This window comes from Nitrospirillum amazonense (assembly GCF_007828035.1).
In the GTDB taxonomy this organism is placed as follows: Bacteria; Pseudomonadota; Alphaproteobacteria; order Azospirillales; family Azospirillaceae; genus Nitrospirillum; species Nitrospirillum amazonense.
In genome coordinates, this window is the sequence record NZ_VITV01000004.1 from 489,331 (window position 1) to 508,603 (window position 19,273).

Sequence of the window (19,273 nt, forward strand, 5' to 3'; positions counted from 1 at the left end):
CGCAGTCCAGGCCAGCGCCTTTAAATCTGGATTCATTCCAAATTTCATGGCTGAATAGCGGAAATCCTTGAGGATCGGGTCTTTTCCGGTCCCCGTTCTTGCCCATATGCAGATCATGACCGACCTCACCCCCGCCCCCCTCACCGCTGAAGACTTCGGCAGCGAAGCGATGGCCATCCAGGCGACGGATCGCCTGGCGCGTGCGGGCCTGCGCCCGACCCGCCAGCGGGTGGCCCTGGCCAAGCTGCTGTTCGACGGCCATGACCGCCACGTGACGGCGGAACAGCTGCATGGCGAGGCGTCGACCGCCGATATGCGGGTGTCCCTGGCCACCGTCTACAACACCCTGCACCAGTTCACCGAGGCGGGCCTGCTGCGCGAGGTGGTGGTGGAGGCCGGGCGGTCCTACTTCGACACCAACGTGTCGGACCATCACCACTTCTTCTTCGAGGGCAACGGCCACCTGATCGACATCCCGGGCGACGCCCTGGCTGTCAGCGGCCTGCCCGACGCGCCCGCCGGCACCCGGGTCGCCCGCGTGGACGTCATCATCCGCCTCAGCGACGGAAACTGAACGGCGGACGGCATCCTCCCCATCCTTCAAACGGTTCCCTTCCGGGCGAAGCGATAGTTTAGAATTTCTCTAGACGAATTGCCCCGCCGGCTTGGGCGTGGCATGATCATCGCCCGCATGAAAGGCCACCGCAGATGGCCGCTGAAGGTTTGCGTGAACCCTGTCGTGGAGGACTGTTGCCATGTCGCTCAAGGGTACCAAGACCGAAAGCAACCTGAAGGAAGCGTTCTCGGGCGAAAGCCAGGCCAATCGCCGCTATCTCTATTTCGCGCAAAAGGCCGACGTCGAAGGCTACAACGACGTCGCGGCCGTGTTCCGCTCCACCGCTGAAGGCGAAACCGGCCATGCCCATGGCCACCTGGAATTCCTGGAAGAGGTCGGCGACCCGGCGACGGGTGAGCCCATCGGCTCCACCGACCTGAACCTGAAGGCCGCCATCGCCGGTGAGACGCACGAATACACCGACATGTATCCCGGTATGGCCCGCACCGCCCGCGATGAAGGTTTTGATGAGATCGCCGACTGGTTCGAGACGCTGGCCAAGGCGGAGAAAAGCCACGCCGGCCGCTTCCAGAAGGCGCTGGACCAGCTGAACAGCTGACCACGGCCCCCGGTAAAGCCTGATCTTCCCCAGCCCTATCCCGACGCCGTTTCTTGGATGCAGGCCGGCGTCGGCGGAGGTGCGCCCATGCGCGAAGGCAGCCTGGAGGCCCCCGTCCGCCACCCGGTGGATTGGCAGAACCCGGACTTTTATGACGAGGCGCTGCTGGATGCGGAGATGCGGCGCGTCTTCGACGTCTGCCATGGCTGCCGCCGCTGCTTCAACCTGTGTGACAGCTTCCCCCGCCTGTTCGACCTGGTGGACCATTCCCCGTCGGAAGAACTGGATACGGTGGAAAGCAAGGATTTCGCCAAGGTCGTGGACGCCTGCACCCTGTGCGACATGTGTTTCCTGACCAAGTGCCCCTATGTGCCGCCGCACCCCTTCAACCTGGATATCCCCCATCTGATGCTGCGCTATCGCGCGGTGCAGGCGCGCAAACACGGCGTCCCCTTCGCGGTGGACCAGATGACCCGCACCGACCGCAACGGCCGTGTCGCGGGCAAGGTGGCATCCCTGGTGAATTGGGCCACAGCCACCGGCAACCGGTTGACGCGCCGCGTGATGGAAAAGGTGGCGGACATCGATGCCGCGGCCAGCCTGCCCAAGTTCCAGGGCCGCAGCTTCGTCGCACGTGCGGCCGACGACCCGCCGGCGGTCAACCCGATGGGTCCGGCCGCAGGGCGCAAGGCGGTGTTCTACGCCACCTGCTTCGTCAACTTCAGCAACCCCGGCATCGGCCAGGCGGCGCAGTCCGTCCTGGCGCACAACGGGGTGGCGACGGACGTGGCCTATCCCGCCTGCTGCGGCATGCCCCAGCTGGAACAGGGGCGTATCGAACAGGTGGTGGAAAACGCCGGCCTGGTCGCCCGTCACTTCAGCCGCTGGATCGACCAGGGCTATGACGTCATCGCCCTGGTGCCGTCCTGCGCCCTGATGCTGAAATTTGAATGGCTGCACCTGGTGCCGGCGGACCATCCCGACCGCGCGGCGGTGGAGCGGTTGTCCAAGGCCACCTTCGACATCGCGGAATACATCGTCGACATCGCCCAGAAGGAAGGGCTGGCCCCTGGCCTGCGCCCGCTGGAGGGCGGTGTGACCCTGCACATCGCCTGCCACGCCCGGGCGCAGAACATGGGGCAGAAGGCGGCGGAGATGCTGCGCCTGATCCCCAGGGACGCCGAGGGCGGGCGGATGGGCCCGGCCGAGCTGAAAGTGGTGGAACGCTGCTCCGGCCATGGCGGCAGCTGGGGCGTCATGAAAGGCAATTTCGAAACGGCGCTGAAGGTGGGCAAGCCGGTGGCCAGCCAGGCCGTCAAGAACGCCAAGCATTACCTGGCATCCGAATGCCCGCTGGCGGGCGAACACATTCGCCAAGGGGTGGAGCGGCTGGATCCGGCGCGGGCGGCATCCCTGGAGCAATTGCACCCCGTCGAAATCTTTGCCCGGGCCTATGGGCTGTAAGACCTTTGGGGCATAGTCCGGGCGCGTTCAGGAGACCCCATCATGACCCAGGCCCCCTCTCCCGTTTCCAGCCGGCGGCACGCCATCGGCCGGGACGACATCATGCCCATGGACGAGTACGGCCGGATACGGGCGGAGCGCCGCCGCGCCCTGGTGGCTGTGAAGCGTAACCGCCGCCTGGCGGTGGGGCCCTACGCCACCTTCCATTTCGAAAGCTATGAGACCATGTGGTCCCAGGTGCATGAGATGCTGTTCATCGAGCGTGGCGGCGAGGCCCAGATCGAGGATGAACTGCGCGCCTACAACCCGCTGATCCCCAAGGGGCGGGAGCTGGTGGCCACCATCATGTTCGAGATCGACGACCCCCTGCGGCGCAAGGCGCTGCTTGGGCGGCTGGGCGGGGTGGAGAACACCCTGTGGCTGGAGTTCGCCGGCGAAAAGGTGCGCGGCCGGCCCGAGGCTGACTTGGACCGCACCTCCGCCGCCGGCAAGGCCTCCAGCGTGCAGTTCGTCCACTTCCCCTTCACCGACGCCCAGGTGGCCCTGTTCCGCCAGCCGAGCACGCGGGTGGTGGTGGGCGTCGACCATGACCAGTACCCGCACATGACGGTGATGCCCGAGGCTGTGCGCGCCGCCCTGGTCGGCGACTTCGATTGACGGGCATGAAAAAGGCCGGCGCCCTGGCGGGGGCCGGCCTTTTGTCCTGATGGGATTGCGTTGCCTACCTGACGGTTTCCAGCGGCCTCACCGGCGCTTTCGCGCCCACAGGTGGATAGGGGCTTTCGGTGTCGAACATGTCGATGCTGTCAGGATCGTAGGGGAACCAGTTGGTGGGCTTGTCGTCCGACCCCGGCGTTCCCGGCGGCACAGGCGCCAGGCTGTGGCCGGAGGGTTTGCCCGGGCCACTCTTCGCCACCACCTGGTGCAGGCCGTAGATGGCGGCCAGGCCCAGGGTGGGCCCCAGGATCATCAGGCTGGCCCCCCAGGCCAGGATGGCGATGTCCATCTTCAGGCCCAGACCGGGCAGCAAGAGCTGGGCGGCGCCGTACACGGCCAGTTCGGACATGCCGAAAACCAGGCCAAGGCCGATCGCGTTGAAAGCAGGCACATCCTGAAGGATCTGAGCGTCCTTTTTCATAGCAGCCTCCCTATTTATTACAGGAATGATGCGCTCACTTTTTCGATTCCGCCACTACCCATTTGGACGTCTGAAAAAGACAGTCCCAGTCTTTCGCAATTGCGAAATAAACCTGGTTCAAACCGGCACCTCTTTCCTTAACGCCCAGATCCCGTGTTAAGGTCCCGCGATTTCGCGGTTTGGGTCGTTCGGCTTTCAAGGATGGGCGGGCATGGATCAGGCGGGTGGTTTGCGGGTTTTGCTGGTCGGGGGGACGGGCCTGGTGGGCGCCCATGCCCTGACCATGCTGCTGGAGTCGCCCAAGGTGGCCCAGGTGGTCAGCCTGGTGCGTACGCCCACCGGCCTGCGGCATGCCAAGCTGCGCGAGCTGGTGGTGGACTTCGCCACCCTGACCGACCTGCCGCCCGACGTGCAGGTGGATGCCCTGCTGTGCGCCCTCGGCACCACCCGCAAGGATGCCGGCAGCGACGCCGCTTTCCAGGATGTGGACCTGAAGTATGTGGTGACGGTGGCCAAGGCGGCGCGCCGTGCCGGTGCCACCTTTTTCGGCGGCGTCTCCTCCGTCGATGCCGACTCGACCTCCCATCGCCTGTATTTGAAGACCAAGGGCATGATGGAGGATTACGTGGCCACCCTGGGCTTCACCTCCCGCCACTTCCTGCGCCCCTCGCTGCTGCTGGGCAAGCGCAGGCAGGACCGGCCGCTGGAACGGTTCTTCCAGCTGCTGGCGCCCGTGGTCGGCCCTTTCCTCAGCGGGCGCCTGGAAAAGTACCGGCCCATCCCGGCCAAGGTGGTGGCGGCGGCCCTGGTCACCACCGCCAGCCAGCCGGCCATCGGCGGCGTGCGCACTCATGAATACAGTGCCATCCGCTCCCTGGCGGGGATGTGACTTAGGCCATCAGATCAGCGGCACTCAGCCAATGGATGCGGCCGAAGCCCGCCACCAGGTGGACCTGGGCTATCTCCAGCCGCCAGAAGCGGAAATCGGGGAAGTCGGCATAGAGCGCGGCGCTGGGATGGCGGTCCAGGTAGACCGCGCGCGCGGCCTCCGCCGCCTCCCCGGCCAGGGCTTCCGCCCGCCCCATGACGGACAGGCGCGGGCCGGTCAGCGGGTTTTCCCGGCCGGCGGTGTCCTCGAACAGCAGGGCGGCGCGGCCGTCCTGGCGCAGGTTGCGGGTGTGCAGCGCCAGTTCCGACAGCAACAGCAGGGGCCGGCCGCCGCCATCCAGCGCCACCAGCACCAGGGACGGGTAGGGCCAGCCGGCCATGGCCGCGGCGTCATCGGCCGAGCCCGCGACCAGGGTGGTCAGCGTGGCCTGCGGCCGGGTGGCCAACAGGTCCAGGGCGGTTTGCCGCGCCTCGGCCGGGGCGCCGGCGGGGCCCGCTTGCGGGGGTATGTCGGGAGGCATTGTCACCGGCGTCACTCCACCCATTTCTTTGGAACCGCCCCGCCCCTTGCGGACTATTCCTCAAGTGGCAGGGGCGGCTGCATACTTCGCCGTAATCATGCCATAGTGCCAGGCAATCTGGTGAACTGGGGCTGTCCCCCGACTTTAGTCGGGATGGGACGGCCGGGGCAAAGTGGGAAGAGGGGAAAACTCCGTGGTTCAGACCATCGCGCTGGTTGACGATGACCGCAACATCCTGACCTCCGTCTCTATCGCGTTGGAGGCCGAAGGGTACGAGGTGCGCACCTACACCGACGGGGATGAGGCCCACCGCGCGCTCAGCTCGCGGCCGGTGGACTTGGCCGTGCTGGACATCAAGATGCCGCGCATGGACGGGATGGAGCTGCTGCAGCGCATCCGCCAGAACTCGGCCATGCCCGTCATCTTCCTCACCTCCAAGGATGATGAGATCGATGAGTTGCAGGGCCTGCGCATGGGCGCCGACGACTACATCAAGAAGCCCTTTTCCCAACGTCTGCTGATCGAACGCATCAAGGCCCTGCTGCGGCGCGAGGTGTTGAACGCCGGCGGCGGCAAGGGGACGGTGGAGCCGGGCTCCGTCATGGTGCGGGGCGAGCTGGTGCTGGACAACGCCCGCCATTCCTGCACCTGGAAGGGGCAGGAGATCGACCTGACGGTGACGGAATTCCTGCTGGTGAAGGCGCTGGCCCAGCGTCCGGGCCATGTGAAAAGCCGCGACCAGCTGATGGACGCCGCCTATGGCGAGCACATCTACGTCGACGACCGCACCATCGACAGCCACGTGAAACGCCTGCGCAAGAAGTTCAAGGTGGCCGACGCGGACTTCGCCCAGATCGAAACCCTGTACGGCGTGGGCTACAAATACCGCGACGCCTGAGGCAAGGTAGATGCTCAAGGATATGCTGGGACGACGTGCGGCCCCCGCCGGGGGGACCGCGGTGGCGCAGGAGATGGCGGCCGCGCCCCTGCGGCGCGGCGCCCAGGCGGAGGCGGACGGTGACGCCAAGCCGGTGGTGCGCGCCCGCCGGCGCCGGTCCTATGGCGTCATTTCCCCTCTGACGCGCCACATCCTGACCGTCAACCTGCTGGCGCTGGCCTTGCTGCTGTCAGGCCTGCTGTATCTGGAGCGCTATCAGGACTGGCTGGTGCAACGCCAGCTGGACATCCTGACGACCGAGGCGCGCATCTTCTCCGGCGCCCTGGGCGAAGGCGCCATGGAGCCCAGCAGCGATGAGTTCAACGAGCCTGCGGGCACGATCTCCTGGACGCTGGCGGCCCAGATGGTGCGCCGCCTGGGCGACACCACCGACACCCGCTTCCGCCTGTACGATCCCAAGGGCAAGCTGCAGGCCGACAGCCGGGTGCTGAGCCTCGCCAAGGGCACCCGCGTGCAGATCGAGGAACTGCCGCCCCTGCCGGACGGCAATCAGCTGACCCAGCTGGGCATAGACCTCTACAACGCCATCGTGCGGGCCCTGCCCACCCGTGATCATTTGCCGGTCTACGCGGAGAACCGGGCGGCCGACGGCAGCCATTTCCCCGACGTGCAGAAGGCCCTGAACGGCGAGGCGGCCACCCACGTCTGGCGCGTGGCCGGCGATGCCGGCAAGCAGGACATGGTGCTGACCGTGGCCGTGCCCATCCAGCGCTATAAGCAGGTGCTGGGCGCCGTGCTGATCAGCCGCAGCGGGTCTGAGATCGATACCGAGGTGCGCGAATTCCGCGTGAACATCCTGAAGGTGTTCGGCGGCGTCATCGTGCTGACGGTCCTGATGTCCATTTATCTCGCCAGCACCATCGTGCGTCCCATCCGCCGGCTGGCGGCGGCGGCCGACGACGTGCGCTACGGCCATGGCCGCCAGGCGGTACTGCCCGACTTCTCCGGCCGGCATGATGAAATCGGCGACCTGTCGCAATCGCTGCGCGCCATGACATCGGCCCTGTGGGACCGCATGGACGCCATCGAGCGCTTCGCCGCCGACGTGGCGCATGAGATCAAGAACCCCCTGACCTCCATGCGCAGTGCTGTGGAGACGGTGCAGCTGGTGAAGGATGAGACGCGGCTGCGCAAGCTGCTGGGCATCATCGCCGACGACGTAGGCCGCCTGGACCGCCTGATCAGCGACATCTCCAACGCCAGCCGCCTGGATGCGGAGCTGAGCCGCGCGGAGGCCAACTCCGTCGACCTGCGCCGCATGCTGACCATGTTCAAGGATATCCATGAGAACACGCTGGGCGCCGCCCCAGACGGGGGGGAGGAGGATGGACCGCCGCCGGTGACGGTGGACGTGGAGCTGCCGCCGGCCAGCCGCAACCTGGTGGTCCCGGGCATCGAGGGCCGCCTGACCCAGGTGTTCCAGAACCTGATCTCCAACGCCCTGTCCTTCTCCCCGCCCGGGGGCAAGGTGGTGCTGGCGGCCAAGGTGGTGGGCGACAGGGTGGAGATCACCTGTACCGACGACGGTCCCGGCATCCCGGCCGGCAAGACCGAGGCCATCTTCGACCGCTTCTATACCGAGCGGCCGGCGGGCGAGAAGTTCGGCACCCATTCGGGCCTGGGCCTCTCCATCTCCAAGCAAATCGTCGAGGCCCACAACGGCCGCATCTTCGCCACCAACCGCACGGACGCGACCGGCAAGGTGTTGGGTGCGGTGTTCACGGTGCAGCTGCCGCGGGGCTGAAATCTCTCGTACGCGCAATTAAGTTGCTGGATCACGGGCCATTGCGCATGGCGGGCATCAGGGCGCGGCGGCGCGGCCGGTCTTGAAATCGCCGCCAGGGCCGGTATCGTCGGCGGCCTACTCGCCCTTGGGTCCAACCGGGGTGAGCCCAGCTGACATGAGAGCGCCGCCCCATGAGCTTGAACACCTACCGCGCCGGTCCAGACGAGCACGGCCATTTCGGTATCTACGGGGGGCGCTTCGTCGCCGAAACCCTGATGCCCCTGATCCTCGACCTGGAAAAGGCGTACACCGCCGCCAAGGACGACCCGGCCTTCAAGGCCGAGATGGGCTATTACCTGAACCAGTATGTCGGCCGGCCCAGCAAGCTGTACTTCGCCGAACGGCTGACCAATGAACTGGGCGGCGCCAAGATCTATCTGAAGCGCGAAGAGCTGAACCACACCGGCGCGCACAAGATCAACAACTGCATCGGCCAGATCCTGCTGGCCAAGCGCATGGGCAAGACCCGCATCATCGCCGAGACCGGCGCCGGCCAGCACGGTGTCGCCACGGCCACCGTCTGCGCCCTGTTCGGCCTGCCCTGCACCATCTACATGGGCGAGGTCGACATCGCCCGCCAGCAGCCCAACGTCTTCCGCATGAAGCTGCTGGGCGCGGAGGTGAAGCCCGTCACCTCCGGCTCGCGCACGCTGAAGGATGCGATGAACGAGGCGCTGCGCGACTGGGTCACCAATGTCGGCGACACCTTCTACATCATCGGCACCACCGCCGGCCCGCACCCCTATCCGGCCCTGGTGCGCGACTTCCAGTCCATCATCGGCCATGAGGTGCGTGAGCAGATGATGGCCATGGAGGGCCGCCTGCCCGACACGCTGGTCGCCTGCATCGGCGGCGGGTCCAACGCCCTGGGCCTGTTCCATCCCTTCCTGGACGATGCCGAGGTCGCCATGGTGGCGGTCGAGGCCGCCGGCCACGGCATCGAGACGGGCGCGCACGCGGCTTCCCTCACCGGTGGGCGGCCCGGCGTGCTGCACGGCAACCGCACCTACCTGCTGCAGGACGGGGATGGGCAGATCCTGGAGGGGCATTCCATCTCCGCCGGCCTGGACTATCCGGGCATCGGGCCGGAGCATTCCTGGCTGCACGATGTCGGCCGCGTCACCTATGTCAGCGCCACGGACACGGAGGCGCTGGGCGCCTTCCAGCGCCTGTCGAAGGTGGAGGGCATCATCCCGGCGTTGGAATCCGCCCACGCCCTGGCCGAGGTCATCCGCCGCGCGCCCACCCTGCCCAAGGACCACCTGATGGTCGTGAACCTCAGCGGCCGGGGCGACAAGGACATCTTCACCGTCGCCCGCGAACTGGGGGTCAGCCTGTGAGCAACACGAATTCCCGCATCGATCGCCGTTTCGCTGCCCTGAAGGCGGAGGGCCGCGCCGGCCTGGTCGCTTTCATCACTGCCGGCGATCCCGACCACGATACCTGCCTGGGCCTGCTGAAGGGTCTGCCGGGCGCCGGCGCCGACCTGATCGAGCTGGGCATGCCCTTCACCGATCCCATGGCGGACGGCCCGGCCATCCAGGCCTCCACCCTGCGGGCGCTGGCCGCCGGCGCCCGCATGACGCGCACGCTGGACCTGGTGAAGGCCTTCCGTGAGGGTGATGCCGACACCCCCATCATCCTCATGGGCTATTACAATCCCGTCTACGCCTATGGCGTGGACCGCTTCCTGGCCGACGCCAAGGCGGCCGGGGTGGATGGCCTGATCGTCGTCGACCTGCCGCCGGAGGAGGATGGCGAGCTGTGCCTGCCGGCCCAGGCCGCGGGCGTCAACTTCATCCGCCTGGCGACGCCGACCACGGACAAGGCCCGCCTACCGGCTGTGTTGGCCAACACCTCGGGCTTCATCTACTACGTTTCCATCGCCGGCATTACCGGTGCCGGTTCGGCCACCAGCGACGCCATCGCCGCCGCCGTGGCCCATCTGAGGACGGGGACCGACCTGCCCGTGGCGGTGGGTTTCGGCATCACCACCCCGGACGGGGCGGCCGACGTGGCCCGGGTGGCGGACGCCGCCGTGGTGGGCAGCGCCATCGTCCGCCGGCTTGAGGCCAACCTGGACGCGGACGGCAAGGCCAAGCCCGGCCTGGTGCCCGACGTGCTGGGTTTCGTGGGGGAGTTGGCGGCCGGGGTGCGCGGCGCGCGGAAATAGGCTACAAGATCGGCTTTCACCTGTCCCGGGGGCGCGCCATCAGGCGCCGCCCCCGCTGGTGTTTGTCAGCGCCGGCCCTGGCCAGGCGAATGTCTTTAAGGTTAAGCACATGAACTGGCTCACTAATTTCGTCCGCCCCAAGCTTCAGGCCCTGGTGTCCAAGAAAGAGGTGCCGGATAACCTCTGGCACAAGTGCCCATCCTGCGGCGCGATGATCTTCCACCGCGACTTGGAAGAGAACCTGCACGTCTGCCAGCACTGCGGCTTCCACATGCGCCTGGACCCCATGCAGCGCCTGAAGATGACGCTGGACGCCGGCTTCCAGACCATCGAGCTGCCCAAGCCGGTGGTGGACCCGCTGAAGTTCCGTGACCAGAAGCGCTACACCGACCGCCTGAAGGACGCGCAGTCCAAGACCGGCCGCCCCGACGCCATCGTCGTGGCCCACGGCCGCATCGACGGCCGCCCGGCGGTGGTCGCCGCCTTCGACTTCACCTTCATGGGCGGCTCCATGGGCATGGCGGTGGGCGAAGGCCTGCTGGCCGCGGCCAAGCTGGCCGTGCTGCAGCAGGCGCCCCTGATCGTGGTGCCGGCTTCCGGCGGCGCCCGCATGCAGGAAGGCATCCTGTCGCTGATGCAGATGCCGCGCACCATCATCGCGGCCGAGATGGTGAAGGAGGCGGGGCTGCCCTATCTGGTCATCCTGACCGACCCGACCACCGGCGGCGTCACGGCCAGCTTTGCCATGCTGGGCGACATCCACATCGCCGAGCCCGGCGCGCAGATCGGCTTCGCCGGCGCCCGCGTCATCGAAAGCACCATCCGCGAGACCCTGCCGGAAGGCTTCCAGCGGTCGGAATACCTGCTGGAACACGGCATGGTCGACATGGTGGTGCACCGGCGCGAGATGAAGGGCATGCTGTCCCGCCTGATCGACCTGCTGCGCAGCCCCGGCCCCGGTGCCGACGTGGTGCGCATCCCCACCGAGCCGTCGCGCCCGCGCCCGGTGCCGGTGACCAGCCGCTAAGGCTGCGGCTTGAACGGAGGGGGGCATCCCGTGTCGGATCTGGACCAGGTGCTGGCCCGGCTGGGCCAGCTGCATCCCAAGGTCATCGACCTGTCGCTGGACCGCGTGAAGCGCCTGCTGGACCGGCTGGGCCGGCCGCAGGACCGCCTGCCCCCCGTCGTCCACGTCGCCGGCACCAACGGCAAGGGCAGCACCATCGCCTTCCTGCGTGCCATGCTGGAGGCGGCGGGCCACCGGGTACATGTCTACACCAGCCCCCATCTGGTCCGCTTCAACGAGCGGGTGCGCCTGGCCGGCCGCCTGGTGGATGACGCGGCCCTGGTCACCCTGCTGGAACGGTGCGAAGCCGCCAACCAGGGCGACCCCATCACCATCTTCGAAATCATCACCTGCGCCGCCTTCTTAGGGTATTCCGAGGTGCCGGCCGACGTGCTGCTGCTGGAGACGGGGCTGGGCGGACGGCTAGACGCCACCAACGTGGTGGACCGGCCGGCGGCGGCCGTCGTCACCCGAATCTCTTTCGACCACACCCAGTTCCTGGGCGACACGCTGGCGGCCATCGCGGGCGAGAAGGCCGGCATCTTCAAGGCCGGCTGCCCCGCCGTGGTGGGCCCGCAGGCGCCGGACGTGCCCCTGTCCGTCTTCCGTGACCGCGCCGCCGCGCTGGGCGCGCCGCTGGCCGTCGCCGGTGCGGACTGGTCGGCCCTACCCACCGCCGTCGGTTTCCGCTTCGAAGGCTTTGGCCGCACGCTGGACCTGCCCATGCCGGGCTTGCTGGGCGCCCATCAGATCGGCAACGCCGGCACCGCCATCGCCGCCTTGCAGCACCTGCCCCTGACGGTGCAGGACGCCGACATCGTCACGGGCCTGGCCACGGTGGAGTGGCCCGGCCGCCTGCAGCGCCTGACGCGCGGGCCCTTGGCCCAGCTGCTGCCCGGCACGGAGCTGTGGCTGGACGGCGGCCACAACGACTCGGCGGGCGAGGTGCTGGGTGTGCAGGCGGGGCGCTGGACCGGCACCGGGGAGGTGCTGGATCTGGTGGTGGGTATGATCACCAGCAAGGTGCCGGCGGACTTCCTGCGGCCCATCGCCCCCTACGTCCGGCGCCTGGCGGCGATATCCATCCCGGGCGAGGACGCGACCCGTCCCGCCGCCGACATCGCCGCCGCCGCCCGCGCGGTCGGCATCACCGACGTGACCGAGGCCGGCAGCGCCGCCGAGGCCATCGCCGGGCTGGCGTCCCGGGGGGCGGCCCCGCGCACCTTGATCTGCGGGTCGCTCTACCTCGCGGGTTCCATCCTGGCCGACAACGGCTGACGCGCCGCCGTCACCAATGCACCTCCAGCGTGCCGCCGATGGTGCGCGGCGCGCCCAGGATGGCGCGGTTCTGGGACGTCAGGACGTACTGGGCGTAATGCTCGTCCGTGAGGTTGTTCACGAACAGGTAGGCGCCCCAAAGCCCCGTGTCGTAGCCCACGCGGGTGTTGGCGATGGTGCGGGCACCCACACGGTATTGGCCCTGCGTCGCGCCCACGGCGGTGAAGACCGCATCGCGCCAGTTGGCGTTGAGGTTGGCGACGAAGCCGCCGCCGAAATGCAGGTTCACGCCGCCCGCCACCGTCCAGTGCGGGGCATAGGGAAACTCGGACCCCGTCAGGTCCACGGTGGCGCTGCCGCCATTGGGTATGTGCAGCTCATCGAACTTGGTGCGCAGATAGCCGACGGAGGCGTACCAGTCCACCACCGGGCTGATCTTGTGCGTGGTTTCAAGCTCAACGCCGTAGAGGTGGGATTTGCCGGCGTTGACGGTGTTGTAGTCGTAGACGTTGTCGCTGAAGCGGGCGGTGACCTGCTGGTCGCTCCAGTCCGTGTAGAAGGCGTTGGCGTTCACGGCCAGCGACCCGTCCAGCCAGGTGGAGCGGACGGAGCCCTCATAGTTCCAGCTGTATTCCGGATCATAGGGCACCAATGCCGCGTGGGCGGCGTTCTGGCTGGATCCGCCGGAACGATAGCCCCGCTGCACCGTGAAGGCCGTCACCAGGTCCGGCGTCCAATCCATGGAAACACCCGCCTTGGGCAGGAAGGCGTCGAAGGTGCGCTGGTTCGACGCGGTGGCCGAGGCCGCCTGGGCGACGATGCCGGCCACCCCCCGGTTGATGGCCTGGACGGCCAGGTTCAGCGGCGTCCCGGCGGCGCCGAAGGCGGCGGGGTCGGGATAGGTGCCGGTGAACTGCGTGGCCGTGCCGGCGCCATACCGGTTCTGCTCATGGTCGTAGCGGAATCCGGCCAGCAGCGACAGCCGGTCGGTCAGGCGATAGCGCCCGTCGCCGAACAGGGCCGCCGTCTCCACCTGTTGCGGTTGGTGGGCCTGGTAGTACACCGGGATCACGGGCAGGACCTTGCCATAGGCGGCGCTGATGGCGCTGGCGGTGGCGGCTGGGAAGCCGGCGCCCCGCAGCAGGTTGGTGATGGTCGTCAGCGGCGTGGTGACGGTGACGTGGCTGTCGGCGTCGACGGCCAGGTCGCGGTTGTAGTACCACCCGCCCAGCAGGCCGCTGAACCGGTCGCCCGCATAGTTCAGGCGCAGTTCCTCGGTGTAGGTGGTGGCCTTGGTCTTGTTGTCGACCACCTCAATGTCCGCCGGGGTGCCGTCGCTGTCCTGGCTGGCGTCCTGACGCAACCGGTTCCAGGAGGCGACGTTGGTGATGGTCAGCGCGTCGCTCAGCTTATAGGACAGGTTCAGGGTGGCGATGTCGGTATCCACCTTGCCGATGTTGGGGCGGTTGGAGAATGAGGTGCGGTGGTCGTAATAGTCCGGCACATCGGTGCGGACATATTGGTAGAGATAGCCGCCGTCGCGCCGCGTGCGGTCATAGCTCAGCACCGCCGTCAGGTCGGGCAGGGCCTTGGGCGTCCATTTCAGCTTGCCGCGCAGGTTCAGGGACCGTAGCGCGTCCTCGCGGTCGCCCAGCACCTTGTTCTCAATGATGCCGTCGTTGACGCGCCGCTCCGCCGCCACCCGCAGGCCCAGTTCATCCGCTACCAGCGGTCCGCCGGCCGCGGCGGAGAAGGTGCGCTCCTGCTGGTCGGTCCATTGCACGCGGGCGTCGCCGGCCCAATAGTCGGCGGCAGGGTCGCGGGTGGTGATGACCACGGCGCCGGCCATGGCGTTCAGACCCTGGATGGTGGACTGCGGCCCGCGCAGGATTTCCACCTGCGCCACGTCCCACATGTCCGTCGGCCCGCCGAACAGGGCGGCGCCGGGTATGGGGGCCCCGTCGACATAGACGGTGGCCGCGTCGGCGTTGCCGGCATTGGACACGCCGGTGTTGCCGATGCCGCGGATGGTGAAGCCGGCGGCGCCGTAGGTCTGCGCGACGTTGGCCGTGCGGTCGTAGATGTCCTGGATGGTCTGGATGTTTTCCTGGGCGATGCGCGCCGGCGTGGTGACGGCCACGCTGGTCGTCGTCTCCTTCAGCGTGCGGTTGGCCTTTTCACCCGTGATGATGATGTCGTCCAGCGCCTCGCCCTCCGCGAGGGCATCCCCTGGGGCGGCGGCAGGCGTGGCCTCAGCGGCCAGCGCGGCCCCTGAAGGCGGCCAGGACAACGCGATCATGGCCAATAGCAGGAAGGAGTAGGTTGTTTTCGCTCGCATTTTCGTCCCCGTCTTTTGTCGGGACCGTAAATGCTATGAAACTAAGAATCAATATCATTATTAACAAGATTTTTAGACGTGGGTTGATGCGCTTCCCGGGAAGGCGGGCCTCAAGATGTGGCCCCGTGCGAAGCGCAAAGAAGAAGGCGGGCGCCCCGGGGACGCCCGCCTCTCTCTACCCGGCACATCCCGACCCCGGCGGGCCGGTTCAGATCACAGGTTGGACTTGACCCAGTCGGTCAGGGCCTGCTTGGGCAGGGCGCCGACCTTGGTGGCGACCACTTCGCCGTCCTTGAACAGCATCAGGGTCGGCACGCCGCGCACGCCATATTTGCCCGGGACGTTGGGGTTGTCGTCGATGTCCAGCTTGGCCACCGTCAACTGGCCGTTCAGCTCTTCGGCGATGGACTCCAGGGACGGGGCGATCATCTTGCAGGGACCGCACCAGGTGGCCCAGAAATCGACCAGCACCGGGCCGCCGGCCTTCAGCACGTCGGTCTCGAAGCTGCTGTCCGTCACCTTCACCGTATTCTCGCTCATAACGCTATCCTTGGCTGCTAGGGCCCCAGGGCTTGGGGGTTCCTATGGTGGCCCTACCTAGTGCGGGTAGGTGCGCGGCGATTCCGCGCCCAGTTTCACCGATAAATGTAGGTGCCCTGGGCGGGTATGGTCAAGGCGGGCCCGGATGGGGGTCAGGGCGGTGGCGGGGGCCCCTTGAAAAGCGGCAATACCTTCCCCTCTCGGTCCTAAAACGCAGAAAATGCCCAGTCGAAGACGGTGCGGGCTCAAGGTCATGGTATCGGGCCCGCGTACGCCGGGCCGCCAACGGCGGCGGGCCATCCTTGAAGACGGGGACGTTGGGCCATGGCCCGGTTGTTATGCCATCCTTGCTCGGTCTCTTTTCCGAGTCGTTTGAACTATTTTAACGCGACATCTATAGGCTTCTTTCCCTGGAGGCACGCGGGACGCACGTCCATCATGGGGGACGTGGCGCTGGCCCGGGATTTGCTTACAGAATTGTCCAGGGCCAGGTCGTGGCAGACTGGGTGGAATTGGGTTTCATCACGTCCCGTCACAATTAATCATTTGTCTGGCATATTTCCTTTGGATAGGAGAGGCTGGGGTTCGCCCCCCCAAAATGGGGGAGCGGGCGGGGCCCGGGGGACAGCGGGGGGCGGCGGTTTCTGGGATGAGCCAAGCGAAAAGTCTGGATATTTCGCCGGGTACGTTTGGTGAGCGGGGAATTTCCATTCCCTTCACCACCCCGATGCTGAGTCAGGCCCGCATGCGGCCCACCCGCCAGGGCGAACCGGAATTCCTGCTGCCCAGCTTCAACGGCGGCAAGGGCATGTACATCATGCCCTGGCGCTCCCTGCCGGCGGTCATGACCGTCACCCTGCATGACAGGCTGTTGTACGACGCCCTGCTGGAACTGAAGCAGTATTCGCCCGACACCGTGCGCCAGGCGGTATTGGCCGTGCAGGCGACGGGCGTGGCCGGCGGCGACGCCTCGCTGGCGGCGGAAAAGACCCTGGCGCTGGATGCGGGTTATCAGGCGCTGACCCAGTTCACCCTGGTTATCGAATTGCTGAAGCTGGCGCGCATGGACCCGGGCGAGCTGCTGGCCACCGGCATGACCGGTTCCGAAAGCCGGCGCCTGATGCGCGCCGCCCTGGGGCAGTTGGGCCAGCGGGCCAGCCTGCCCGTGGAAGAGATGGTATCGCGGGTGGAGGCTCTGGCCACGCTGATTGCCCCCGTGGGCCTGCCGCAGTGCCAGCAGCTGGGACGCCTGCGCATGGCGGTGGGCGAACTGGAGCGCACCCGCGCCAGCCTGCAGCGCTGGGGCGCCACCGACTTTTCCGAGGTCTCGCAGCTGGCCGATTTCGTGGCCGAGACGGCCAAGGCGGCGCTGGACATGTCGCGCGACCGGCTGGCTCGGCTGGACGCCCGCTGCCGCGACCTGGGCGCCATCGCCGGCGATTTTCGTGCACTGCGCACCGCGGTGGCGGAGGATGTGACGCGGCTTGGCTGGCTCATGGACGGCTGGCCCTTCCTCATCCGCCTGTGGGACAGCGTGTCCGACAGCCCGCTGGAGACGCAGCAGTCCACCATGGGTGAGCTGTTCCGCCTGGCCCCCCTGATCCCGGTGGGCGAGGGTGGCAAGGAGCCGTCGGCCTACGACCTTGAGGTGCTGGGGAAGATACAGACGCGCTGGCTGCGGATGGGCGAGGACTGGCGCACCGGCGCCCTCGACATGACGGCGGTGATGCGGATCGAAGCCTTGAAGGCGACGCTGTCATGACCGACGCGGCCATCGCCCAGTGGCAGACCCTGGCGCGTGATGCCACGCGGCTCAGCGACGCCAAGTTCCTGCAAATCTACGCCCTGCTGGAACAGCTGGGGGACAAGCCCGGCATCGCCGGCGCGTTCGACGCCATGCGCCCGCGCCTGACCCAGCTGCGCCCGCCCCGCCGGCCCACCGTCTCGCGCCTGTTCTTTCGACCGGCGGAGGATCTGTTCGACGACCCCGGCGTCTATACCCGCCGGCTGCAGCGGGTATCGCGCGGCACCTTGCCCACCGCGTGGAAGCTGGTGCGGGCACGGCTGGACGGCGGCATGGTGGATGGCGTCGCCCAGGGCATCCTGAAGGCCGATCCGCGCGATCCGCGTGTGATGGCCCGCGTCGCGGCCCCCCTCTGGGAAGCGGGCGCCCAGGCGCTGGCGGCCATCGCCGACGAGGCGGAAAACAACCTGCGCTTCATGGTCGACAATTTCGGCCGCGACGACGACGTGCTGCGGCAGATCCAGACACTGCGCGACGTGCTGCTGCTGGGCGGCGTCATCGAGGATTTGAAGCAACGCCTGCCGGAACGCCCCATCGGCGACCTGGCGGAAAGCCATGTCGAGGCCATCAAGGGCGTCATGGCGCAACTGGGCGGGGCGGAAAGCCCGCAGGCCGCGGCGCCCGTGTTGCTGGTGCTGACCGCGCGCATGCTGCGCCCCGGCGTGGTCCTGAAGATGCTGACCGACATGCGCGTGACCGGCAACAGCCAGGCGCAGCGCGACGCCCTGACGCGCGACCTGTCGGGCGTGGTCGTGGGCAACCTGCTGCGCCAGACCGGCACCATGGCCAAAGCGCCGGAGCCGACGCCGGGCGCCGCCCCGCCTTCCAAGGATCCGGTGCAGCAACTGGGCTCCCTGGCCGCGGTGGCGGAGCGGCTGACCGATGGCCTCACCTCGGTCAACGACAGTGTCGCCATCCTGCGCGACAAGAAGATCGTCGATCGCGTGGCCGCCGCCCGCAGTGAGATCGGCGAATTCGTGCTGACCACTGTGCTGGGCAACGTGGAAAAGACCCTGGCCGGCCTGATGTATTCCGCGGGCGGCGTCTCCACCCCGCCCGACGAGATGAAGAAGGCGGAGGCCACGGTTCTAGCGCTCAAGCGCTCCGCCAAGCTGGCGGGGCACCTAGGCATCCAGCGCGAGGTCGCCGCCAAGATCACGGAAATCCGGCGGGAGATCGAACGCCAGGCTGACCGCATGATGGCCGCGCCCGGCGCCCGGGGCGATCCCGAGGTTCGCCGCCAGATGTTCAACAACCTGCGCCTGGTCGAAATCCTGGCCGGCTCGGACGAGGCGGAGCGGATGTACCGCGAGTGGAACCGCCGGTTGACCTGACGCCAGTTGATCTGACGCCAGTTGATCTGACGCCAGTTGATCTGACTGGGGCCCGCCGGCCGCCTCAGCCGTTGACCGCCCTCTTCAACGATTTCTCGATCTGGCCGCCGCAATAGCTGTCGCCGTAGCGCCTGACCGACTCCTTGTCCCAGGCGGCCAGGGCCGGCGTCTGCCAGACCCGGCGGCTCAGGGCCGCTATCCCCGGGGCCGTCTCGTCCAGGATCGCGCCGATGCGGGGGAGGACCCGGCGCAGGGTGGACCACAGGGTGGCGGTGACAATGTCGGCGACGCCAATGGCGTCCCCGCCCAGCATCAGGCCATGGTCGCGTTGCAGGCCGTGGCGCTGGCCGGTCGCCTCGAAGATCGACATCCAGCGCCGCAGCCGGGGGACGAAATCCGCCCATGTCGCGGGTGTCCACATCTCCCGCCCGCCGTTCAGGGTGATCTCGTCGATCACGTCGTTGGCGTCGGCCACGATCTTGAGGGTCATGGCCCGGCCCTGCGGCGAGGGCGGCAGCAGACCCAAGGTATCGCCCAGGTAAAGGGCGATGGCCGGCATCTGCGACACGGTGAAATCCGCAGCAGCGTCCACCAGCACGGGCGGACCCATGAAGGGCGCCGGTTGTTCACCCGCGGCGTCTTCCATCACCGCCACCAGAGTGCTTACCTCGGGTTCGTCCCAGGTCTTGCCCGCATGGGCCAGGATGGCGCGGATGAACTCCCCCCGAAAGGGGACGGGCCAGTAGTACAGGGTATAGTCAGACATCGTCAGGGCTCCTCCGGTAGGCTGGCGGGCCAATGACCCAGTTA

General features: G+C 67.6%; 18 protein-coding genes. 13 read left to right on the top strand and 5 right to left on the bottom strand.

Annotated features, from left to right (window positions below):
- Positions 1 to 169: 169 nt before the first annotated feature.
- The 4 genes from irrA to FBZ87_RS13815 all read left to right on the top strand — a co-directional run bounded on the left by irrA (position 170) and on the right by FBZ87_RS13815 (position 3,296).
- Complete coding sequence (irrA, locus tag FBZ87_RS13800) at positions 170 to 574, top strand: iron response transcriptional regulator IrrA (protein WP_145611130.1); 405 nt, start codon at positions 170 to 172, stop codon at positions 572 to 574.
- A gap of 181 nt (positions 575 to 755) precedes the next feature.
- Positions 756 to 1,175: a rubrerythrin family protein gene (locus FBZ87_RS13805; RefSeq protein ID WP_145610861.1), complete on the top strand. Its 420-nt coding sequence runs from the start codon at positions 756 to 758 to the stop codon at positions 1,173 to 1,175.
- An 87-nt stretch (positions 1,176 to 1,262) separates the two neighbouring features.
- Positions 1,263 to 2,639, top strand: coding sequence for a (Fe-S)-binding protein (locus FBZ87_RS13810; protein WP_145610862.1), 1,377 nt, complete (start codon positions 1,263 to 1,265; stop codon positions 2,637 to 2,639).
- A gap of 42 nt (positions 2,640 to 2,681) precedes the next feature.
- On the top strand, positions 2,682 to 3,296 hold the full coding sequence (locus tag FBZ87_RS13815) for a DUF3501 family protein (RefSeq protein WP_145610863.1): 615 nt from the start codon (positions 2,682 to 2,684) through the stop codon (positions 3,294 to 3,296).
- 64 nt (positions 3,297 to 3,360) lie between these two features.
- Here the strand turns inward: FBZ87_RS13815 and FBZ87_RS13820 are convergent, their stop codons facing one another.
- Positions 3,361 to 3,777, bottom strand: a complete 417-nt coding sequence (locus tag FBZ87_RS13820; RefSeq protein ID WP_145610864.1) for a hypothetical protein — start codon at positions 3,775 to 3,777, stop codon at positions 3,361 to 3,363.
- Positions 3,778 to 3,988: 211 nt separating this feature from the next.
- Between FBZ87_RS13820 and FBZ87_RS13825 the strand changes: the two genes are divergently transcribed.
- Positions 3,989 to 4,666, top strand: coding sequence for an NAD(P)H-binding protein (locus tag FBZ87_RS13825; protein ID WP_145610865.1), 678 nt, complete (start codon positions 3,989 to 3,991; stop codon positions 4,664 to 4,666).
- Between the two features lies 1 nt (position 4,667).
- On the opposite strand, the gene FBZ87_RS13830 is transcribed toward FBZ87_RS13825, so the two are convergent.
- Positions 4,668 to 5,186, bottom strand: a complete 519-nt coding sequence (locus FBZ87_RS13830; protein ID WP_145611131.1) for a pyridoxamine 5'-phosphate oxidase family protein — start codon at positions 5,184 to 5,186, stop codon at positions 4,668 to 4,670.
- Between the two features lie 193 nt (positions 5,187 to 5,379).
- On the opposite strand from FBZ87_RS13830, the gene FBZ87_RS13835 reads away from it, so the two are divergent.
- The 6 genes from FBZ87_RS13835 (at position 5,380) to FBZ87_RS13860 (ending at position 12,447) form a co-directional block, all read left to right on the top strand.
- Entirely contained in the window at positions 5,380 to 6,084 is a 705-nt protein-coding gene (locus FBZ87_RS13835) for a response regulator transcription factor (RefSeq protein WP_044561898.1), read from the top strand.
- Between the two features lie 10 nt (positions 6,085 to 6,094).
- Complete coding sequence (locus FBZ87_RS13840; protein WP_246134395.1) at positions 6,095 to 7,888, top strand: stimulus-sensing domain-containing protein; 1,794 nt, start codon at positions 6,095 to 6,097, stop codon at positions 7,886 to 7,888.
- Positions 7,889 to 8,061: 173 nt separating this feature from the next.
- Positions 8,062 to 9,270: a tryptophan synthase subunit beta gene (trpB, locus tag FBZ87_RS13845; RefSeq protein WP_145610866.1), complete on the top strand. Its 1,209-nt coding sequence runs from the start codon at positions 8,062 to 8,064 to the stop codon at positions 9,268 to 9,270.
- Positions 9,267 to 10,103 carry a tryptophan synthase subunit alpha gene (gene trpA / locus FBZ87_RS13850; protein WP_145610867.1) on the top strand — a complete coding sequence of 279 codons (837 nt, stop codon included), beginning with the start codon at positions 9,267 to 9,269 and terminating at the stop codon, positions 10,101 to 10,103. The genes trpB and trpA overlap by 4 nt, the downstream gene beginning before the upstream one ends.
- Before the next feature lie 109 nt (positions 10,104 to 10,212).
- Positions 10,213 to 11,130: an acetyl-CoA carboxylase, carboxyltransferase subunit beta gene (accD, locus tag FBZ87_RS13855; RefSeq protein ID WP_088872364.1), complete on the top strand. Its 918-nt coding sequence runs from the start codon at positions 10,213 to 10,215 to the stop codon at positions 11,128 to 11,130.
- 30 nt (positions 11,131 to 11,160) lie between these two features.
- Positions 11,161 to 12,447: a bifunctional folylpolyglutamate synthase/dihydrofolate synthase gene (locus FBZ87_RS13860; RefSeq protein ID WP_145610868.1), complete on the top strand. Its 1,287-nt coding sequence runs from the start codon at positions 11,161 to 11,163 to the stop codon at positions 12,445 to 12,447.
- Between the two features lie 10 nt (positions 12,448 to 12,457).
- On the opposite strand, the gene FBZ87_RS13865 is transcribed toward FBZ87_RS13860, so the two are convergent.
- A complete protein-coding gene (locus FBZ87_RS13865; protein WP_246134396.1) occupies positions 12,458 to 14,785 on the bottom strand; it encodes a TonB-dependent receptor in 2,328 nt (775 codons plus the stop codon).
- Between the two features lie 213 nt (positions 14,786 to 14,998).
- Positions 14,999 to 15,325, bottom strand: coding sequence for a thioredoxin TrxA (gene trxA, locus FBZ87_RS13870; protein ID WP_088872363.1), 327 nt, complete (start codon positions 15,323 to 15,325; stop codon positions 14,999 to 15,001).
- Between the two features lie 745 nt (positions 15,326 to 16,070).
- Here trxA and FBZ87_RS13875 point away from each other — a divergent pair.
- Together FBZ87_RS13875 and FBZ87_RS13880 are read left to right on the top strand one after the other, a co-directional pair.
- Positions 16,071 to 17,087 (top strand): hypothetical protein, encoded by a 1,017-nt coding sequence (locus tag FBZ87_RS13875; RefSeq protein WP_145610869.1) that lies wholly within the window; start codon positions 16,071 to 16,073, stop codon positions 17,085 to 17,087.
- Complete coding sequence (locus FBZ87_RS13880) at positions 17,084 to 18,463, top strand: hypothetical protein (protein ID WP_145610870.1); 1,380 nt, start codon at positions 17,084 to 17,086, stop codon at positions 18,461 to 18,463. Before FBZ87_RS13875 ends, FBZ87_RS13880 begins: the two co-directional genes overlap by 4 nt.
- A 64-nt stretch (positions 18,464 to 18,527) precedes the next feature.
- Here the strand turns inward: FBZ87_RS13880 and FBZ87_RS13885 are convergent, their stop codons facing one another.
- Positions 18,528 to 19,229 carry a glutathione S-transferase gene (locus tag FBZ87_RS13885; protein ID WP_145610871.1) on the bottom strand — a complete coding sequence of 234 codons (702 nt, stop codon included), beginning with the start codon at positions 19,227 to 19,229 and terminating at the stop codon, positions 18,528 to 18,530.
- Between the last annotated feature and the right edge of the window lie 44 nt (positions 19,230 to 19,273).